The organism is Aminivibrio pyruvatiphilus (assembly GCF_004366815.1).
In the GTDB taxonomy this organism is placed as follows: Bacteria; Synergistota; Synergistia; order Synergistales; family Aminobacteriaceae; genus Aminivibrio; species Aminivibrio pyruvatiphilus.
Genome location: NZ_SORI01000034.1, coordinates 1 through 16793 on the forward strand (window position 1 = coordinate 1; position 16793 = coordinate 16793).

Annotated in this window: 16 protein-coding genes; 11 read left to right on the top strand and 5 right to left on the bottom strand. The window is 59.0% G+C overall.

The features are described from left to right. The first annotated feature begins 46 nt into the window (after positions 1-46). Positions 47-1963 (top strand): hypothetical protein, encoded by a 1917-nt coding sequence (locus C8D99_RS14335; RefSeq protein WP_208321207.1) that lies wholly within the window; start codon positions 47-49, stop codon positions 1961-1963. 49 nt (positions 1964-2012) lie between these two features. Further along, entirely contained in the window at positions 2013-2831 is an 819-nt protein-coding gene (locus C8D99_RS14340; RefSeq protein ID WP_133959196.1) for a hypothetical protein, read from the top strand. 157 nt (positions 2832-2988) lie between these two features. On the opposite strand, the gene C8D99_RS14345 is transcribed toward C8D99_RS14340, so the two are convergent. Beyond that, the gene (locus C8D99_RS14345) at positions 2989-3624 is read right to left on the bottom strand and encodes a histidine phosphatase family protein (RefSeq protein ID WP_133959197.1); all 636 of its coding nucleotides are present in this window, start codon (positions 3622-3624) and stop codon (positions 2989-2991) included. Further along, complete coding sequence (gene serA / locus C8D99_RS14350; RefSeq protein WP_133959198.1) at positions 3624-5267, bottom strand: phosphoglycerate dehydrogenase; 1644 nt, start codon at positions 5265-5267, stop codon at positions 3624-3626. The genes C8D99_RS14345 and serA overlap by 1 nt, the downstream gene beginning before the upstream one ends. 635 nt (positions 5268-5902) lie before the next feature. On the opposite strand from serA, the gene C8D99_RS14355 reads away from it, so the two are divergent. The 8 genes from C8D99_RS14355 to C8D99_RS14390 all read left to right on the top strand — a co-directional run bounded on the left by C8D99_RS14355 (position 5903) and on the right by C8D99_RS14390 (position 14306). After that, a complete protein-coding gene (locus C8D99_RS14355) occupies positions 5903-6898 on the top strand; it encodes a C4-dicarboxylate TRAP transporter substrate-binding protein (protein ID WP_133959199.1) in 996 nt (331 codons plus the stop codon). Between the two features lie 111 nt (positions 6899-7009). Beyond that, positions 7010-7519: a TRAP transporter small permease gene (locus C8D99_RS14360; protein WP_133959200.1), complete on the top strand. Its 510-nt coding sequence runs from the start codon at positions 7010-7012 to the stop codon at positions 7517-7519. Positions 7520-7535: 16 nt separating this feature from the next. Beyond that, positions 7536-8819, top strand: a complete 1284-nt coding sequence (locus C8D99_RS14365; protein WP_133959201.1) for a TRAP transporter large permease — start codon at positions 7536-7538, stop codon at positions 8817-8819. 187 nt (positions 8820-9006) lie between these two features. Then, a complete protein-coding gene (locus C8D99_RS14370) occupies positions 9007-9888 on the top strand; it encodes a metal ABC transporter solute-binding protein, Zn/Mn family (protein ID WP_133959202.1) in 882 nt (293 codons plus the stop codon). Between the two features lie 77 nt (positions 9889-9965). Further along, complete coding sequence (gene zupT / locus C8D99_RS14375) at positions 9966-10775, top strand: zinc transporter ZupT (protein WP_208321208.1); 810 nt, start codon at positions 9966-9968, stop codon at positions 10773-10775. A gap of 19 nt (positions 10776-10794) precedes the next feature. After that, complete coding sequence (locus C8D99_RS14380) at positions 10795-11925, top strand: M20 family metallopeptidase (RefSeq protein ID WP_208321209.1); 1131 nt, start codon at positions 10795-10797, stop codon at positions 11923-11925. Then, entirely contained in the window at positions 11912-13144 is a 1233-nt protein-coding gene (gene fdhD, locus C8D99_RS15290) for a formate dehydrogenase accessory sulfurtransferase FdhD (RefSeq protein WP_166670222.1), read from the top strand. Before C8D99_RS14380 ends, fdhD begins: the two co-directional genes overlap by 14 nt. A gap of 130 nt (positions 13145-13274) precedes the next feature. Beyond that, on the top strand, positions 13275-14306 hold the full coding sequence (locus C8D99_RS14390; RefSeq protein WP_133959204.1) for a sugar kinase: 1032 nt from the start codon (positions 13275-13277) through the stop codon (positions 14304-14306). Between the two features lie 76 nt (positions 14307-14382). On the opposite strand, the gene C8D99_RS14395 is transcribed toward C8D99_RS14390, so the two are convergent. Then, positions 14383-15345 (bottom strand): bifunctional 4-hydroxy-2-oxoglutarate aldolase/2-dehydro-3-deoxy-phosphogluconate aldolase, encoded by a 963-nt coding sequence (locus tag C8D99_RS14395; RefSeq protein WP_133959205.1) that lies wholly within the window; start codon positions 15343-15345, stop codon positions 14383-14385. 237 nt (positions 15346-15582) lie between these two features. Between C8D99_RS14395 and C8D99_RS14400 the strand changes: the two genes are divergently transcribed. Next, positions 15583-16029: a cupin domain-containing protein gene (locus tag C8D99_RS14400; protein WP_133959206.1), complete on the top strand. Its 447-nt coding sequence runs from the start codon at positions 15583-15585 to the stop codon at positions 16027-16029. 61 nt (positions 16030-16090) lie between these two features. On the opposite strand, the gene C8D99_RS14405 is transcribed toward C8D99_RS14400, so the two are convergent. Together C8D99_RS14405 and C8D99_RS15295 are read right to left on the bottom strand one after the other, a co-directional pair. Next, positions 16091-16555: a chemotaxis protein CheW gene (locus C8D99_RS14405; protein ID WP_133959207.1), complete on the bottom strand. Its 465-nt coding sequence runs from the start codon at positions 16553-16555 to the stop codon at positions 16091-16093. Between the two features lie 58 nt (positions 16556-16613). Then, on the bottom strand, positions 16614-16793 hold a 180-nt coding region (locus C8D99_RS15295; RefSeq protein WP_166670223.1), incomplete at its 5' end, for a hypothetical protein.

Genomic DNA, 16793 nt, shown 5'->3' on the forward strand with positions numbered 1-16793 from the left:
TTAAAATGACGCTTTCGTATCCTGGAAGTTATGAACTCCGGAGCAGATGGAGCTCATGAGACGGAGTTTTGAAGGCCAGTCCGACAGGCTCCTAGGTAAATTTGCTATTCAGCATGCAGTAGTTGACGAACTCGGGAAACGTGGGGATGGTCATTATCTCTTTTCCCGACTGTTCTTGGCCGTTGCCGACGCCTATCTCGATACCCGCTTCGAAAACATCGGCATGAAGAAAACTAGAATGCTTGAGATCAGGCAATTCCAACTTCCTGCAACCGCTGAACTCGCAGTTTTGCGTGAAAAAATCTGGCAACGGCTGTTCACTCTCTACGAACGTCATAATTTAAGAGATGAGGTTTTAGGGGTAATCCGCCACTATTGTACGAATCCATTGGGGGTGACGAACAGCGAGGTTGTCAGAGACGACTCCAAGTGCGTATTGCCGTTCCTTGAATATGCGCTCGATCAAAACAGTTATCTGCACTGCAACGTGATGCATGACTACCTCAACCTTCTCGAAAAGCACGACGGAGTAGTCCCGGAAGAGCTACGAGTTCACTTTTGTAACGACACCTTCAAGCTCGCAAAGTTGCTCCACATGAGCTGGTGTGACCATCGTGAACCGGAAGTGACATATGAGGAGTTCGAGCAATATAAACGAGAGCGTTTGGAAGAACATACGAAGAGCTATACGCTTAACGACTACACCGTTTTTTTTGAGCGCTGTATCGATATCTGGAAGTCTTTGGACGGAAAGATGGGCGATGACGAATTTAAGCAGGGTGTTATATACGTTCTTCTTGCACTGGCAGAACGGGACTCCGAATTATACACTCTAACGCTGGAACTGTATCTCGAACACGGGGAGCTTCTTCAATTGCCCCCCCATCTCCTGATTCGAAAGCTTATAGAGCAGCAAGGCCGCTGCGGAGCGTTAAAGCTTCTTGATGGACGAGACTATCCGACAAAAATGAGGTGGCTCTTCACTTTTCACGAAGCGTTGCCGGCTGAAGACGCGGACGAAGAAATGCTCGCTCACTTGTATGGACTTTACGAAGCAGCGGAAGGAAAGGACATGCCCAGCAAGTTGGACTATCTGCTCAAGTATCTGTCTCTAGATGAGCGCGTTGTTGCTAAAGTAGTGGCGATAGTGCTGAACAAATCAAAGAGTGATTCATCCTGTCTTCATATTCTTACGATGTTATTCAACCCCCATGTAGAAATTGCTCCTTTATTTTTTGAATTGTTCATCGAGAACCTCGAACTTCTCAAGGAGACCTATCTGACTGCTGGGAACGCACGCTCCCACAACGACTATAATGGGCGGGTGTTCGAGCTTCTTATAGAAAATGATCCTGACTTCATTGCAGAATATGTCGATTGGAAATATAAAACCGCTGCGCAAGGTTGGATAAATAGCTATGACGACCAAAGGAACTACTCTTTCATCTGGCTTCGCGCTGATCATCAAGAGATCATGGACAAGGTGATTGAAAGTGTGTACAGACATGAACGTGATCATTCCGCATATATAGAGCCTTATCTGAAGTGTTTTTTTCTGACCAGAGGGATTGATCACGTACCAGAAGGCGAGGAGCGGGAACGCCAAGATATTTTCTTGTTGCGCATTATTGATGAGCGGAGTCAAGATACTGACTTTATAAAATATCTATTCAGCGTTATAGCGCATTTTCAGCCAGAGCGGAGATACCAGTTCATTCAGCGCTTTGTCCATCGGAATAAAAGGTTTGAAGCATTCATGCGTCTTTCTTTAGAGCCCTCTCTTTGCTCTTGGGAAGGTAGCATGGTGCCCACGTTAGAGAAACGCATTGACTTTTGGAAGGCATTGCTGCCATTAATGAACACAGTGGCTCTCTTGCAGCATAAGCAACATATCGAACGACGCGTTCAAGATCTACGTGCGCAAATCGAGCAGGAAAAGAAAAACGATTTTATTGGAGATTAAATTTGAATGAGCAATCCGGCTTGGTGGCAGAACAAGGAGAATCGACGACATGAGTACAAGCGCTTACTTCCCTGAATCCTTCTTGCTGTTGCAACAAGAAGGATATCTTATTCGTTCCTGCCTTGCGACTGGACTCACTCAACTTCGTAAGGCTCATGTACACAATAAAGGAGAGCTCTATTCTGCTCTATTCAACTTGTCCATTGGAACAGAACGGCTTATGAAGGCTATCATGATCATACATCACATGCTGAACAACGACTTAGCCGTGCCAACAAGGGTTCAATTAAAGGGTTGCGGACACGATATAAAAACCTTGTATTCGAAATGTGTTGCGATTTCTTCCAACGAAAAAGCTCACGTCCCTGCAATTTCAACCCTCGATTCGACGACTCGGGAAATTGTAGAATTGCTGAGTGAATTTGCCCAATCTACGCGTTACCACAACCTTGATGCTTTATGCTCATCGGCTTCCGGCAAAGATCCTCTTCAGCATATCAACGAAATATTGCGTATGGTTATTGACGGGGATGTACCGGCTTCTTCTGCTCGACGGATTAGTGAGTTAAGAAAAAGACTAGCCTCGGATATGGGTGACTGCTTTATGATTATCGCGCAAGGATTGGACGGAAGCGATCTTACTCTTGAGCAAGGGCTTGTTTTACCAGCGTTGCATGAAAAAGCAGTACCTTACATCATTGTTAGGCTTATTCAGTTGCTTGCTCCGATAAAGGAGCTAATCGAGTGTCTATGCGATAAAGCATACAAACTTTCTCTTTCACAGCCCCCGTTTCCTCAGATGCACGAGTTTGTCAATTTCCTTGGAGTAGACCTAAAGTATGCTTTGCACAAGAAGCGATGGCCTTAAAAATTAAAGACATATGACAGTTTCAAAACGACTTTGACGCAGAAAACAATTTTAGCCTTACATTTAAAGAAAGCGACCGATGATTCCCTGATAACGACAAAGACAACCCGGCAACGCCCTGCTTAAAGGCAAGGAGGCTGCCGGGTGTCTTGTTCTCTCACAACGCCTTCTGCTCCACCCGGCGGAAGACGCTGCCCAGGTGCCCGGCCTCGCCCACCAGGGGAACCCTCCATCCCTTGCCGCTCAGTTCGAGGAGGGTAATGCTTCCGTTGGCGAGCTGGAACCGCCAGAAGCTGGAGAGGGGGCTGTCGAAAATCCGGCAGAGGATGACCTTGAGTACCGCATCATGAGAGACCACCATGACGGATTCGCCCTCTTCCTCCACCGTCCGCAGGAAGGCCGGCCAGGCACGCTTCTGTACGTCCGCCAGGCTCTCCCCGCCGGGCATGGTCACAAGCTCGGGGTGGCCGTGCCAGGCCGCGAGCATTCCCGGCCATTCCGCCTCCACTTCGCCGGCGGTGCGCCCTTCCCAGAGGCCGTGGCTTATCTCGACGAGGCCCCCGTTCATTTCCACCGGCAGCCCAGTCAGCTCCTCCAGGGGGCGGGCGGTTTCCCGGGTTCTGGCAAGAGGGCTCGCCACGATTCTGTCCAGGGATACATCCTTCAGCGTCTCCGCGACAGCCCGGGCCTGGCCCAGTCCCGTCCGGTTCAGCGGGATGTCCATCTGCCCCTGGAACCGCCCTTCCCTGTTCCAGTCCGTTTCCCCGTGCCGCACAAGAAAGATCCTCTTCATCACAGGGCCTCCGAGAAGTTCACTTTCGCGGCCCAGAGAAGGTCCGCGTCGGCCTTGAAGGTCTCTATGACCTTCGGCGGTATGTCGCTGTCGATCTGGAGGGCTCCCACGGCGAGGCCGCTGCCGTTTTTCCGCCCCAGGGCGAAGTTGGCGATGTTGGACCCCGCCTCGCCGAGGATGGTCCCCACCTTCCCGATGACCCCCGGGCGGTCGTGGTTGCTGAACAGGAGCACCGTTCCCTCGGGAACGAACTCGATCCAGTAGCCGTTCAGGTTCACCACCCGCTGCCGGCCTTCCTCGGTGACGGTGCCTGCCACGGTCACTTCTTCCCGGGAGCCTGCGGCCCCGATGGTCACTTCCAGAAGGTTTTTGTAGGTGCCTCCCTCCGCCCGGCTCTCTTCCACGGCGATCCCCTTGTCGGAAGCCAGGAGGGGAGCGGACATGTAGTTCACCTCCGGGCCGTGGGAAACCTCGAGCATGCCCTTGAGCCCCGCCACGGTGAAGGGGGAGTAGTGGTAGGGCACCTCGAAGCAGATGGGGTCGTCCCCTCCCGGGAAGAGGGGCCCCCGGAGGGTGACGCGGATCGACTTCACCGGCTCCCGGAGGAGGTTGGCGGCGAGGTACCCCATCTTGCGGGCGAGGGAGAGATAGGCTTTCCGCCCGTCGCTGAGAAGCTGCTCCGAGAAGGGGAGGTTCACCGCGTGTTCGTAGGGTTTTCCCAGGAGGGCGGCGGCGAGGTTGGAGGCGGCGATCACCGCCACGGCGGACTGGGCCTCTTCCGTGTTGGCGCCGATGTGGGGGGTCAGGATGACTTTCTCCCGGAGGTCCTGGGCGAGGAGCGGATGGTCCGCCCGCACGGGCTCGCCGTCGAAGACGTCGAAGGCCGCGCCGGAAAGAAGGCCGGAGCGCACCCCTTCGGCCACGGCCTCCTCGTCCACAAGACCCCCCCGGGCGCAGTTCACCAGGAAGGCCCCCCGCTTGCAGGCCCGAAGCGCCGGAGCGTCGAGCAGCCGCCTGGTTTCGGCGGTGAGGGGAACATGGAGGGTAACCATGTCGGCGAGGGAGAGGGCCCCGGCGAGGTCGTCCAGGAGCTGGGCCCCGGCGCGGTCCGCCTTTTCCTTCGATATGTAGGGGTCGTAGGCGGACACCTCCATGCCGAAGGCCCGGCACCGGAGGGCCACCTGGGTTCCGATCCGCCCGAGGCCGATGACCAGCAGCCGTTTTCCTGAGAGCTGCATTCCCATGAAGCGGCTCCGCTTCCATTCGCCCAGAGACAGGGAATTCCACGCCTGGGAAACCTTCCTGACCAGAGAGAGCATCATGGCCATGGTGTGCTCCGTGGCCGCGAGGGTATTGCCCGTGGGGGCGTTGATCACCACGATTCCCCGGCGGCTCGCCGAAGCGAGGTCGATGTTGTCCACACCGACGCCGGCCCTGGCCACAGCCCGGAGCTTCTTCGCCGCTCCGAGCACTTCGGCGTCGAGGGGAGTGCCGCTGCGGGTCAGCATGCCGTCTGCATCGGCCACCGCCTCCAGCAGCTCGTCCCTGGTGAGACCGGTCCGAACCTCCACCCGGAGGTCCTTTTCCTTGCGAAGCAGCCCGACACCAGCCTCCGATACTGTATCCGTCACGAGCACTTTCATTTTTCATTCTCCTTCCTTGTTCCGCCTGTTCCGGAACGGCGGGGCTGCGAAAGCGCAGCCCTCCCCTGAAAACGAACAGGGGCCGGAAGGGTTGTTCCCCTCCGGCCCCTATGGCTGCGAAATTTCCCGCTGCTTTTCCGCTCTATTCTGTCTCGGGCTGCGGCCTCTTCCCCGCCGGCACGGGAAGACCAGCCCTTCCGGACCAGCCGGAAGAGGAGGAGGAAGATGATCCCGTACCCAGATTCCAGAAAAGACACACAGAGTTCATAAGCGGCAGCTCCCCGAAAAAAGTTGTTCACTTTATATCAGCATAACCTATCAATGTCAATAGCTTTTTCTGAATTCCTGCCCGGACAACGGTGAAGCAGGGGGGAAAAACACCCCCGGCGATCCCCGGGAAATTATACCCGAAAGCTTCGCGGCGACCGCACATATCTTGACAAAATTCCGCCCGTTATCTAAGATACTAACATATCAGACCACCCATTCGGTCTAGTGTGAATTGGGTGATTATTTTCCCGGACAGTTTTCCGCCGCAATGGTTCTTCCCGAACCGCCTTTCGCTCGGGAGGATCCGCCCCAAAGGATTACCGGCCCCAGGGCCCGTAATTAATACAGTCAGGGAGGAATGAACCATGAAGAAAGCATTGTTGCTGCTGGTCTGCTTTATGATCCTCGCATCCGGCGCCCCGGTCGTGGCCGCGGAGGTGGAGGGGAACGGAAAGTCCTACGAGCTCATGGTGTCCACCCAGCTCGCCGATTCCCATCCTTTCTGCCAGGGTTTCTACGCCCTCGCGAAGAGGGTGAGCGAAAGAACCGGCGGCAAGCTGACGGTGAAGGTTTTCCCCAGCGCCCAGCTCGGCAGTGACGAAGACGTCATCGAGCAGGCGATTCAGGGCGTCAACGTGGCGGTGGTCACCGACGCCGGACGGATGGCCAACTACGTGAAGAACATCGGCATCGTGGGCATGGCCTATTTCGCCGACAACTACGACGAGGTCATGAAGGTCCAGCAGACGAATTTCTGGAAAGAGAACGTCAAGAAACTTGCTGAAGAGAACGGCATCCGGGTTCTTTCCTTCAACTGGTTCGACGGCGCCCGCCACTTCCTCACCAACAAGCCCGTCAGGAAGCCCGAAGATCTCAAGGGCGTCCGTATCCGCACTCCCGGCGCTCCCGCATGGTCCCGGTCCGTGGCCGCCCTCGGCGCCACCCCCGTCACCATGGGCTGGACCGACGTGTACAACGCCGTGCAGCAGAAGGCCATCGACGGCTGCGAGGCCCAACATTCCGCCAGCTACGGCCTGAGGGTCTACGAAGTGCTGAAGTACATCAACAAAACCGCCCACTTCCAGCTTCTCAACGGCCTCATCGTCGGCGAGAAGTGGTTCAGCACCCTTCCCGCATCCTACCAGGCCCTTCTCCTCGAAGAGTTCGAAAAACAGGGCAAGATTACCGCCGCTGAAGTCATCGAAAAGTCCGACGTCTTCGAGGGCATGATGGTCAAGGAAGGCATGGAGGTAGTGGAAGTGGACCTGGCGGCCTTCAAGAAGGCTTCCGAGGCGGCCTACGAAGAACTGGGCTTCGCCGAGCAGCGGAAGGCAATCTACAAGGAAATCGGCAAGGAATAATTTCCGGCCGGAATATCCTGCGCCTTTGGGTCGATTCACCGGCAGCCGCCGCCTTTCCGGGGCGGTTGCCTTTCCCTTTCTGACGGCGCCGGAAGGAGGCTGCACACGGACATGCTTGAAGTTCTGAAAAAAACCTACCGCTGCGTCTGCACGATCGAGGAGCGGTTCATTTCTTTCACCCTTTGCGCCATCACCGTCCTGATCTTCGTTTCCGCCTTGGGCAGATTCGTCGGCCGCCCCATCAACTGGGCGGTGGACATTTCCCTTCTCCTGTTCGCCTGGGGTGCCTTTCTCGGGGCGGACGTGGGGATCCGCAAAAACAGGGTGATCAACGTCGACTTCCTGACGTCGAGACTGCCCATGAAGACGCAGAAGACCATCGCCATCACGTGGTCCGTGATCATCATCCTCTTCCTGGCGGTGCTCATCGCCTACGGAATCCCCCTCTGCATTTCCAACTTCAAACGGCAGTTCCAGAACATAACCCTGAGCTACTCTTTCGTCACCGCGTCCCTTCCCGTGAGTGCCTTCCTGATGATCATCTCCACGTCCGTCAGGCTTCATCTGCAGATCACCGACTTCCCGTCCACCCTCCGGGGCGGCGGGCGGGACGCGGCGTAGGAAGGAGGAAGACCGAATGCTTCTTCTTGTCGGCGTTTTCCTGGTGCTCCTCTTCCTCGGCATGCCCGTAGCCTTCGCCATAGGGCTGGCGGGTTTCACCTTCATGCTGGCCACGCCCAACATCCCCATTTCCATCTCGGTGCAGCGCATCGTGGCCCAGACCCAGAGCTTCACACTCCTGGCCATCCCCCTTTTCATCTTCGCAGGCAACCTCATGAACGCCACGGGAATCACCGACAGGCTTGTGAAGCTGTCCCGGGTGCTGGTGGGGCACATGGCGGGCAGCCTCGCCCAGGTGAGCGTCATCCTGAGCACCCTCATGGGGGGCGTTTCGGGTTCGGCCAACGCCGATGCCGTCATGGAGTGCAGGATTCTCGGTCCCGAGATGATCAAACAGGGGTATTCCCGGGGCTACGGCGCCGCGGTGAACGGCCTGACCGCCATGATCACCTGTACCATCCCGCCGAGCATGGGCTTTATCATCTACGGCTCCGTGGGAGAGGTGTCCATCGGGCGCCTTTTCGTGGGCGGCATCATCCCCGGGCTGCTCATGATGGCCATGATGATGTTCACGGTGAACTTCACGGCCAAGCGGCGGGGCTACGTGGCCCCGAAGGACGTCCGGAAGCCGAACGCCCGGGAGGTCGTGACCGCCCTGTGGGAGAACATCTTCGCCCTGATCTTCCCCGTCATCCTCATCGTGGGGATCCGGTTCGGCCTCTTCACGCCCTCCGAGGCCGGGGCCTTCGCCGCCGGGTACGCCATTTTCGTGGGCGTCTTCATCTACAGGGAGATGACCTGGAAGAGCTTTCTTGACGCTGTGGAGCAGAGCGCCGTGGACATCGGCGTTCTCATGCTCATCCTCGGCCTGTCCGGGACCTTCGGGTACGCCATCGTCTACGGGCGGGTTCCCCAGACCATCGCGGAATTCCTCATCGGCATCACGTCAAACAGCCACCTTCTCCTCTTCCTGATCATCCTGCTGTTGATCATAGCCGGAATGTTCGTGGAGACCACGGTCTGCGCCATGCTCCTGACGCCGGTGTTCATTCCGGTGATCTCGAGGCTCGGCATCGACCCCGTCCATTTCGGGGTTATCATGATGACCACCCTTACCGCGGGGATCATGACGCCCCCTGTGGGGGTTGCCCTGTACTCCACGTCGGAGATCATGGGATGCACGCCCCAGGAAACCGCCAGGGAGGCCGTGCCCTTCTACCTTACCCTCCTGGCCCTGGTGATCATCCTGGTTCTCTTCCCCCAGATCGTTCTGGTCCTGCCCAACATGGTCTTCGGCTAGAAAGATTCCGCAACGGCAAAATCATGGAAACAGCAGGGAGGCTCCTCAGCGGGCCTCCCCGCTTTTTTCCTGCCCGGACGCCTCCCGCCGAAAGCCTTCCGTTTTCCCGCTTCCTGAGGTTATACTATTCTCACTCCCCGAAAGGGGGGAAAGCAAACGGCGGGATCGCCGCCCCGGGAGGTCAGTCATGAGACAAAAACTGCAGGCCGTTTTCACGGCCCTGGTCATTCTTGCCGCAGCGTTTCCGGCGTCGGCGAAAACAACCGTGTTCGTCTCCGTGCTCCCCCAGAAATACTTCACGGAGCAGGTGGGCGGAGAGCGGGTGGAGGTTTCCGTCCTCGTGGAAAGAAACCGGGATCCCCACACCTTCGAACCCCTTCCGGCACAGATGGCCGCCCTGTCCCAGGCTGACGGGTACATCTCCATCGGCCTGCCCTTCGAAGACTCCCTTCTGCCCAGGATCCGGCAGCTCAACCCGTCCCTGAGGGTCTTTGCGGCGGACCGGGGAATAGAGAAAATCACGGGAAAAGACAAAGATCACCATGGCCATACCCATGAACACGGCCATGATCACGATCACGGCGGAAGCGATCCCCACGTGTGGAACGGGATCAGGGAGGCCCGGACAATAGCGCAAAACACCTGCGCCGCCCTGGCGGAACTTGACCCGGAGGGTGCGGAATACTTCGGCCGCAATCTCGGAAATTTCCTGGAACGGCTTGACGCTCTGGATGCGGAGTTACGGGAGCTCTTCCGGGGCAGAGAAGGGGCGGCTTTTCTTGTCTTTCACCCGGCCTGGGGGTACCTTGCCAGGGAGTACGGCCTGGAAGAGGTGGCCATAGAGGTTGACGGCAAGGAGCCGAAGGCCGCAGAAATGGCCGCGGTGATCACTGATGCGAAGCGGCGGGGGGTGAAGGTGGTCTTCGTCTCGCCCCAGTTTTCGGAAAGAAGCGCGGAGACCATCGCCCGGAGCATCGGCGCGGCGGTGGAAACGGTGAACCCCCTGTCGGAGGAATGGGAGGAAAACATACGGGCGGCGGCCCGGGCCATCGCCGAGGCGGCGCGGTAATTTCTCTTGACCCCGGAGCTTCCTTTCGGTATGGTGTTTTCTGACGTACCGCACATTTCAGGAGGATTATGATGGAAATGGAAAACGTTCTGTTCGCTTTCGGACTGACTCTCTTCGCGGGGCTGTCCACGGGAGTGGGGAGCGCCCTGGCCTTCTTCACGAAGAAGACCAATACCCGATTTCTCGCCTTCTCCCTCGGACTCTCGGCGGGAGTCATGATCTACGTCTCCATGGTTGAGATCTTCTTCAAGGCCCAGAAAGCCCTCCAGGCGGACCTCGGGGAGGTGAAGGGCGCATGGGTCACCGTGATCGCCTTCTTCACCGGCATGTTCGCCGTGATGCTCATCGACAAGTTCGTCCCGTCCCACGAAAACCCCCACGAGATGCACAGGGTGGAGGAAATGCGCGGTGCGGCGGGACAGAAGGGGCAGGAAAACGCCCTCATGCGCATGGGAATCCTCACCGCCCTTGCCATCGCGATCCACAACTTTCCCGAGGGAATCGCCACCTTCATGGCCGCCGTCCAGGAACCCCGGCTCGGCGTTCCCATCGCCGTGGCCATTGCCGTCCACAACATCCCCGAGGGAATCGCCGTCTCCGTGCCGATCTATTACGCCACGGGAAGCAGGAGAAAGGCCTTCCGGCTCTCCTTCCTCTCCGGCCTGGCGGAACCCGTGGGGGCCCTGCTTGCCTACCTCGTCCTCATGCCCTTCCTGAGCGACACCCTTTTCGGCGTCATCTTCGCCGCAGTGGCAGGGATCATGGTCTTCATCTCCGTGGACCAGCTCCTCCCCTCGGCGCGGAAATACGGGGAACATCACGTCTCCATATACGGGCTCATCGTCGGCATGATGATCATGGCCGTGAGCCTGCTGCTTTTTATCTGACCGAAGGAGGAACAGCCCCATGAACATTTCTTTCAGCCTGGAACAGTTTCTGAAGGATCTCGAGTACCTGGTGAATATCGACAGCCAGTCGAGGGACACCGAGGGCGTGGCCGCGGTGGCCTCGTTCTTTGAAAAAGCCTTCGCCGACATCGGCTGGAAGGTGGAGAAGAAGGACCTCGGCCCCGCAGTGGGTCCCAGCCTCAAAATAACCAACGGGAAAGCCCCCTACGACTCCCTGCTCCTCGGACACCTCGACACGGTCTTCCCGAAGGGAACCGTGGCGGAGCGGCCCTTTTCCCGGGATGAACACCGGGCCTACGGCCCCGGCGTGAACGACATGAAGGGAGGCCTTCTCTTCGGTCTCTACGCCGCCCGGGCCCTCACGGAGGCAGGAGCCCCCGGCTCCTTCTGCTTCGTCTACAACAGCGAGGAGGAGATCGGCTCCCGCAGGGCCCGCCCCTGGATCGAGGAACTGGCCCGTGAAAGCCGCACAGCGGTGATCCTGGAGCCCGCCAGACCCAACGGCAACCTGATGAACGAACGGAAAGGCCTGGGAAGGATCGACGTCACCTTCCACGGAAAGGCCGCCCACGCGGGAGTGGAACCGGAAAAGGGCATAAGCGCCGTGAACGAGATGGCCCACTGGATTATCGGTCTCCACGGCCTCACCGATTTCGGGAAGGGCACCACCCTCAACGCCGGCGTGGTGTCCGGCGGCACGACCCCCAACGTGGTGCCCGAGAAGGCCTCCATGACTGTGGACGTGCGGATCAAGATCCCGGAGGAAAAGAATCGCATCGATGCGAAAATCGCCGAGCTGAAGGCACACCCCGCCACTGCGGGCATCAACGTGGAGGCCGATTTCTTCCTCACCCGCCCCCCTATGAACCCCTCGCCGAAGACCATGAAACTCTGCGCCCTGGTGGAAGAGGCAGGCCGCGAGGCCGGGGTGGAGGTCCGCTGGCAGGGTACCGGCGGCGGCTCGGACGGCAATTTCACCGCCGCCCTGGACGTCCCTACCGTGGACGGGCTCGGCCCCGTTGGCGGCGGTTCCCATGCCGTGACGGAGTACGTGGAGATCGGGGAGATTTCCTCCCGTTTCGCCCTTCTTCTGGGCATCCTTGAGAGGATTCCGAATGCCGTCTTCTAGCGCCCCCGCCCACCGGGGAGTCATCATGGCCGTCTGCACGGCCCCGGCAAAGGGGGTGCAGAAAAAAGACCAGGGAGAGGGACGGCTGGTTCCCGGAAAGGGACTCGAAGGTGACGGCCACTTCGGCTTCGCCCACCGGCAGGTGAGCCTGCTGGACGCGGCGGACATCGAGGTCATGAAGCGGTCCATCCCGACCCTATTCCACGGGGCCTTCGCCGAAAACCTTGTCACGGAAGGCATCGACCTCAAGTCCCTGGTCCTCGGAGATCTTCTCAGGATCGGGACGGCGCTCCTCAGGGTGACCCAGATCGGGAAGGAATGCCACTCCCGGTGCGCCATCTACGAGGCCGCCGGCGACTGCATCATGCCCCGGCTGGGCATCTTCTGCGAAGTTCTCACCGAGGGCCCGCTCAAGGTGGGTGACACGGTGGAATTCGTTCCCGAGGAACTGCCCGAACGCCTCGTCCGCCGGGAGATCACCCGCATCGCCGGCGGCAGGCGGGAAACGGTGACGGACAGCATGCTCCGGGAGGCCAGGGTCACCCTGGTGCTTGACGGAGAGAAGCAGGTCACCGCCGTGTGCACCCCCGGGGAGGAGCGGTACTGGGCCGTGGGGCACCTGAAGTGCCGGATGCTCATCGACGGCCGGGAGGACATCGCCAGCCTTGAAATCCTCCCGGGGGAGGTCCGGGTCGCCCGAAAGAAGATGACCGCCGGACTTCCGCTGCTGCAGCGAATTCTTTCATCATCAGCCTCGGCCCTCCTGGAAGAAGGCGCGGGATCCGCCCTTGGATCCGTGGAGGCCGCGGACTGGTCCATCCCTGCCGCGGCCCTGCAGGACGGGGCAGACTGGCTTGGAGAGGCCCCCGTCTTCCGGGCCACGGGAGGCACCCACGCGGCGGCCCTCATCCACCGGACGGGAAAGCGGCTCTTCCTCACCGAGGATATCGGACGGCACAACGCCGTGGACAAGGCGGTGGGGTGGGCGGTGCTCCATGCCGTTCCCCTGGGGGAAACAGCCCTGGTGGTCTCGGGGCGTCTTCCCGAGGACATGGTGCACAAGGCCGCAGGAGCGGGAATACCCGTCCTCGGCAGCATCTCCGCGGCCATCGCCGAGGGTGCCGAAGCGGCGGAACGGGGAGGGATAACCCTCGCGGGGTTCATCCGGAACGGACGGATGAACGTCTACACCCGGCCCGACAGGATACTTGACGCCTGACATGGGGCCCCTGCGGGGGCCCTTTTCTTTATTGACAAAGTACCGAAAAGGCGATAGTGTATTTTTTGATCCACTCAAAGAACCGGCGTTTTAACAAACGAAACAATTATTGTTCAAGGAGGTCGATACAATGTCCCGCTTTGTTACATTCGGAGAGATCATGCTCCGGCTCACTCCCCCCGATCACGAAATCCTCTTCCAGACCAACAACCTGGTGGCCACCTTCGGCGGAGCCGAGGCCAACGTGGCCGTCTCCCTGGCCAACTACGGCGAGAACGTCTCATACGTCACCGCCGCCCCCTTGAACCCGGTGGGCGACGCCATGGTGAAGGAAATGCGCTCCTTCGGCATCGACACCAGCTTCATCGTCCGCAAGGGAGACCGGCTCGGCATTTACTTCACCGAAACCGGCTCGTCCATGCGCCCCTCGAAGGTGGTCTACGACCGCTCCGGTTCCTCAATCGCCGAAGTGAAGCCCGGCGACTTCGACTGGGACAGGATCCTGGACGGAGCCACCTGGTTCCACACCACCGGCATCACCCCCTCCCTGGCCGAGGGAACGGCGGCAGTGGCCCTCGAGGCGGTGAAGGCCTGCAAGGCGAAAGGCATCACCGTCTCCTGCGACCTCAACTACCGCAAGAAGCTCTGGAAGTGGGGCAAGACCGCGAAGGAAGTCATGACCGAGTTCGCACACTACGTGGACGTCACCATCGCCAACGAAGAGGACTGCCAGAAGTGCCTCGGCATCGAGATCGACGTGGACGTCACCTCCGGCGAGCTTGACGTGTCCAAGTACAGGGTTCTCGCGGAGAAGGTCATGGCATCCTACCCCAACATGAAGTACCTCGCCGTGAGCCTCCGGGAGAGCGTGAGCGCCGACTGGAACGGCTGGTCCGCCGTCCTGGCCGACAGCAAGGGGAATTTCTTCACCAGCAAGAAGTACGAGATCCGGGATATCGTGGACCGCATCGGCGGCGGCGACTCCTTCGGCTCGGGGCTCATCTGGGGACTGAACAACCTGAAGACACCCCAGGAGGCCCTGGAATTCGCCGTGGCGGCCTCGGCCCTCAAGCACACCATCTACGGCGACTTCAACAGGGTGTCGAAGGAGGACGTGCTCAACCTGGCGGGCGGCGACGCCTCGGGAAGGGTCCAGAGGTAAAGAATAAGAGACCGGGTACGGAATGAAAACGGGGGAGGTCCCTGAAGGGCCTCCCCCGTTCCGTTTCCGCAGGAATCTACTTCTGCAGCAGGTGAAAGATAAACCCGCCCACGTGCAGGTCCAGGTAGATGGCCGCTGTTTTGCCGTCCTTCTTCTTCTCCGTCTCGGGAAGGGAGCCGATGCCCTTGGACTTCAGGAAGGCGAGGGCCCGGGCCACGTCGTTGCAGGAAATGGCCACGTGACCCTTTTCGCCGAGGTAGGGCGACTTCATGAACTCGAAGGCCTTTCCGGCGAAGACGGAGCTGTTGCCGTCCTTCACAGCCATGCCGAAGAGGGAGGCAATCCTCTCGGCACCGTCGGCCGCCTCCTGCCCGTCAGAACAGTTCACTCCGAGATGGGCGAGCTCGAAGCCGTGCATGGCATAGACCGCCTCCCGGGTAATCCGGGCGATCTCGTCGAACTGGCCTGCGGCCACCATTTCCGGCTTCACCATCCAGCTTCCGCCCACTGCGAGGATCTTGTTGAAGGCAAGGTAGGTAAGCATGTTCTTCGTGTCGACGCCGCCTGTGGGAATGAACTTCACGGAGCCGTAGGGGGCGCTCATGGCCTTGAGCATGGCAAGGCCGCCGGACTGCTCGGCGGGGAAGAACTTCACCACCTTGAGGCCCCGTTCGAGGGCCATCTCTATCTGGGAGGGGCTGTTGATCCCAGGGGTGATGGGGATATGGTTTTCCACACAGTAGTCCACCACGGAGGGGTTGAATCCGGGGGTGACGATGAACTTCGCTCCCGCGTCCACCGCCCGTCTGACCTGTTCCTTCGTAAGGACTGTTCCCGCACCCACCAGGAGCTCCGGAAGCTCCTTCGAAAGAGCCTTTATGGACTCTTCCGCCGCGTCGGTGCGGAAGGTCACCTCCGCGATGGGGAGATCTCCCTCCAGGAGGGCCCTGCCGAGCGGAACAGCGTCCTCGGCTCTGTCGAGCTTCACCACGGGAACGATGCCCAGTTCGCCTATGCGCTGCAGTATGTTGTTATCCATAAGATGATTGTCTCCTTTCCGTAATGGAAATCCGTACCAAGAATAGACAATGGGGCTTCCTTCCGTCAAGGGCTTTTTTCACTGAATAAAACAATGTTTCGTAAAAAAACCTTCATTGACCGATATTCCCCGGAGTGATAGAGTGTTCCCCAAAGAACCGCACAGGCAAGACAGTGACTCCGCAAGGATACGGAGAAGAGTATATTTTGCCGCGTCCCCACCAGGGGGTGATATGTAATGGCCGGCATGATCGAGCGGAACGCCTGGTTTTCAGCCATGGGAGTTTCCCGTGAATTTCCGGAATTTCTCCGGACCGCCGTTCCGGAAGATCCTGCCGTTACGGCAGTGGTCTCCAGGGAACAGACAGCTCCCCTGGTGGGTGACAACGGGCTTTTTCGGGTGTACCCTCTCTTCCCCTCCGACGGCAGCGTACCCTTCGACATGTTTGCCGTGGAAATGGAGCGGGGCGCCTTCTCCTTTTCGGAATCCCACGACCCCGGCACGGTGGAGTACGTCTACGTGTTCGAAGGTCTGGTCAGCGTGAAGACGGGGCAGGAGGAATACTACCTCTCCTCCGGGGACTCCCTCCGCCACCGGGCGGACAGGCCCCATTCCTTCCACAACTCCGGAGAGGGCATGGCCACCTTGTGCATCGTGGCCTACTACCCCGGCAGAAAGGGCTGAAAAGGGGGGCCGGAAAAATCCGGCCCCCGTCTGTATTTCTCTGCGGGTCTTCTTTTCCGGCCTATTCCGTCGCCTGGGCGAGGACCGCCTTCTCCTCCACGGAGAAGATCCTGTCCAGGTCAAGGACGATGATCAGGCGGTTCTCCACCTTTGCGACCCCCCTGATGAAATCGGCGGACACGCCCCCCGCCACGATGGGAGGGGTGGGCTCGATGGATTCGTCGGGAATGCGGAGTATTTCCGACACGCCGTCAACCAGAACACCGATGTTCTGCTCCGCCATGTTCACCACGATGATGCGCCGGGCCGCTTCTTCAACGGAAGTGGAGTTCGCTACCCTGAACCGTTTGCACAGATCCACGATGGGAACGATCTGCCCCCTGAGATTCACGATTCCCTCCACGAAATCCATGGTCTGGGGAATCGCGGTGATGTTCTGAAGCCGGACTATCTCCCTCACCCGGGATATGTCGATGCCGAACTCTTCCTTGCCGAGCCCGAAGACCACAAGCTGCTGCTCCGCCATACCTATTCCTCCTTTTTATTTCCTGGTCAGCCGCCGGAATGTTTCCGGAAAAGAGCCGTCATTCCGCCGGCGCAAGCCCTTTTTCTTCTCCGTCGACCCTGAACCGGGACGCGGACTTCTGCATCTCCTCCGACAGGCTCACAAGCTCTTCCGCCGCCTTCGCGATGGACTCCGTCACACGCCCCTGCTCTTCCATGGACCGGTTGATGTTCTCCACCTGCTCGCTGATGTCCGCCCC

Bases quoted from the DNA above. Each gene is read 5' to 3' on its own strand.
- C8D99_RS14335 (WP_208321207.1), top strand. From the start codon at position 47: ATGGAGCTCATGAGACGGAGTTTTGAAGGCCAGTCCGACAGGCTCCTA.
- C8D99_RS14340 (WP_133959196.1), top strand. From the start codon at position 2,013: ATGAGTACAAGCGCTTACTTCCCTGAATCCTTCTTGCTGTTGCAACAA.
- C8D99_RS14345 (WP_133959197.1), bottom strand. From the start codon at position 3,624: ATGAAGAGGATCTTTCTTGTGCGGCACGGGGAAACGGACTGGAACAGG.
- serA (WP_133959198.1), bottom strand. From the start codon at position 5,267: ATGAAAGTGCTCGTGACGGATACAGTATCGGAGGCTGGTGTCGGGCTG.
- C8D99_RS14355 (WP_133959199.1), top strand. From the start codon at position 5,903: ATGAAGAAAGCATTGTTGCTGCTGGTCTGCTTTATGATCCTCGCATCC.
- C8D99_RS14360 (WP_133959200.1), top strand. From the start codon at position 7,010: ATGCTTGAAGTTCTGAAAAAAACCTACCGCTGCGTCTGCACGATCGAG.
- C8D99_RS14365 (WP_133959201.1), top strand. From the start codon at position 7,536: ATGCTTCTTCTTGTCGGCGTTTTCCTGGTGCTCCTCTTCCTCGGCATG.
- C8D99_RS14370 (WP_133959202.1), top strand. From the start codon at position 9,007: ATGAGACAAAAACTGCAGGCCGTTTTCACGGCCCTGGTCATTCTTGCC.
- zupT (WP_208321208.1), top strand. From the start codon at position 9,966: ATGGAAAACGTTCTGTTCGCTTTCGGACTGACTCTCTTCGCGGGGCTG.
- C8D99_RS14380 (WP_208321209.1), top strand. From the start codon at position 10,795: ATGAACATTTCTTTCAGCCTGGAACAGTTTCTGAAGGATCTCGAGTAC.
- fdhD (WP_166670222.1), top strand. From the start codon at position 11,912: ATGCCGTCTTCTAGCGCCCCCGCCCACCGGGGAGTCATCATGGCCGTC.
- C8D99_RS14390 (WP_133959204.1), top strand. From the start codon at position 13,275: ATGTCCCGCTTTGTTACATTCGGAGAGATCATGCTCCGGCTCACTCCC.
- C8D99_RS14395 (WP_133959205.1), bottom strand. From the start codon at position 15,345: ATGGATAACAACATACTGCAGCGCATAGGCGAACTGGGCATCGTTCCC.
- C8D99_RS14400 (WP_133959206.1), top strand. From the start codon at position 15,583: ATGGCCGGCATGATCGAGCGGAACGCCTGGTTTTCAGCCATGGGAGTT.
- C8D99_RS14405 (WP_133959207.1), bottom strand. From the start codon at position 16,555: ATGGCGGAGCAGCAGCTTGTGGTCTTCGGGCTCGGCAAGGAAGAGTTC.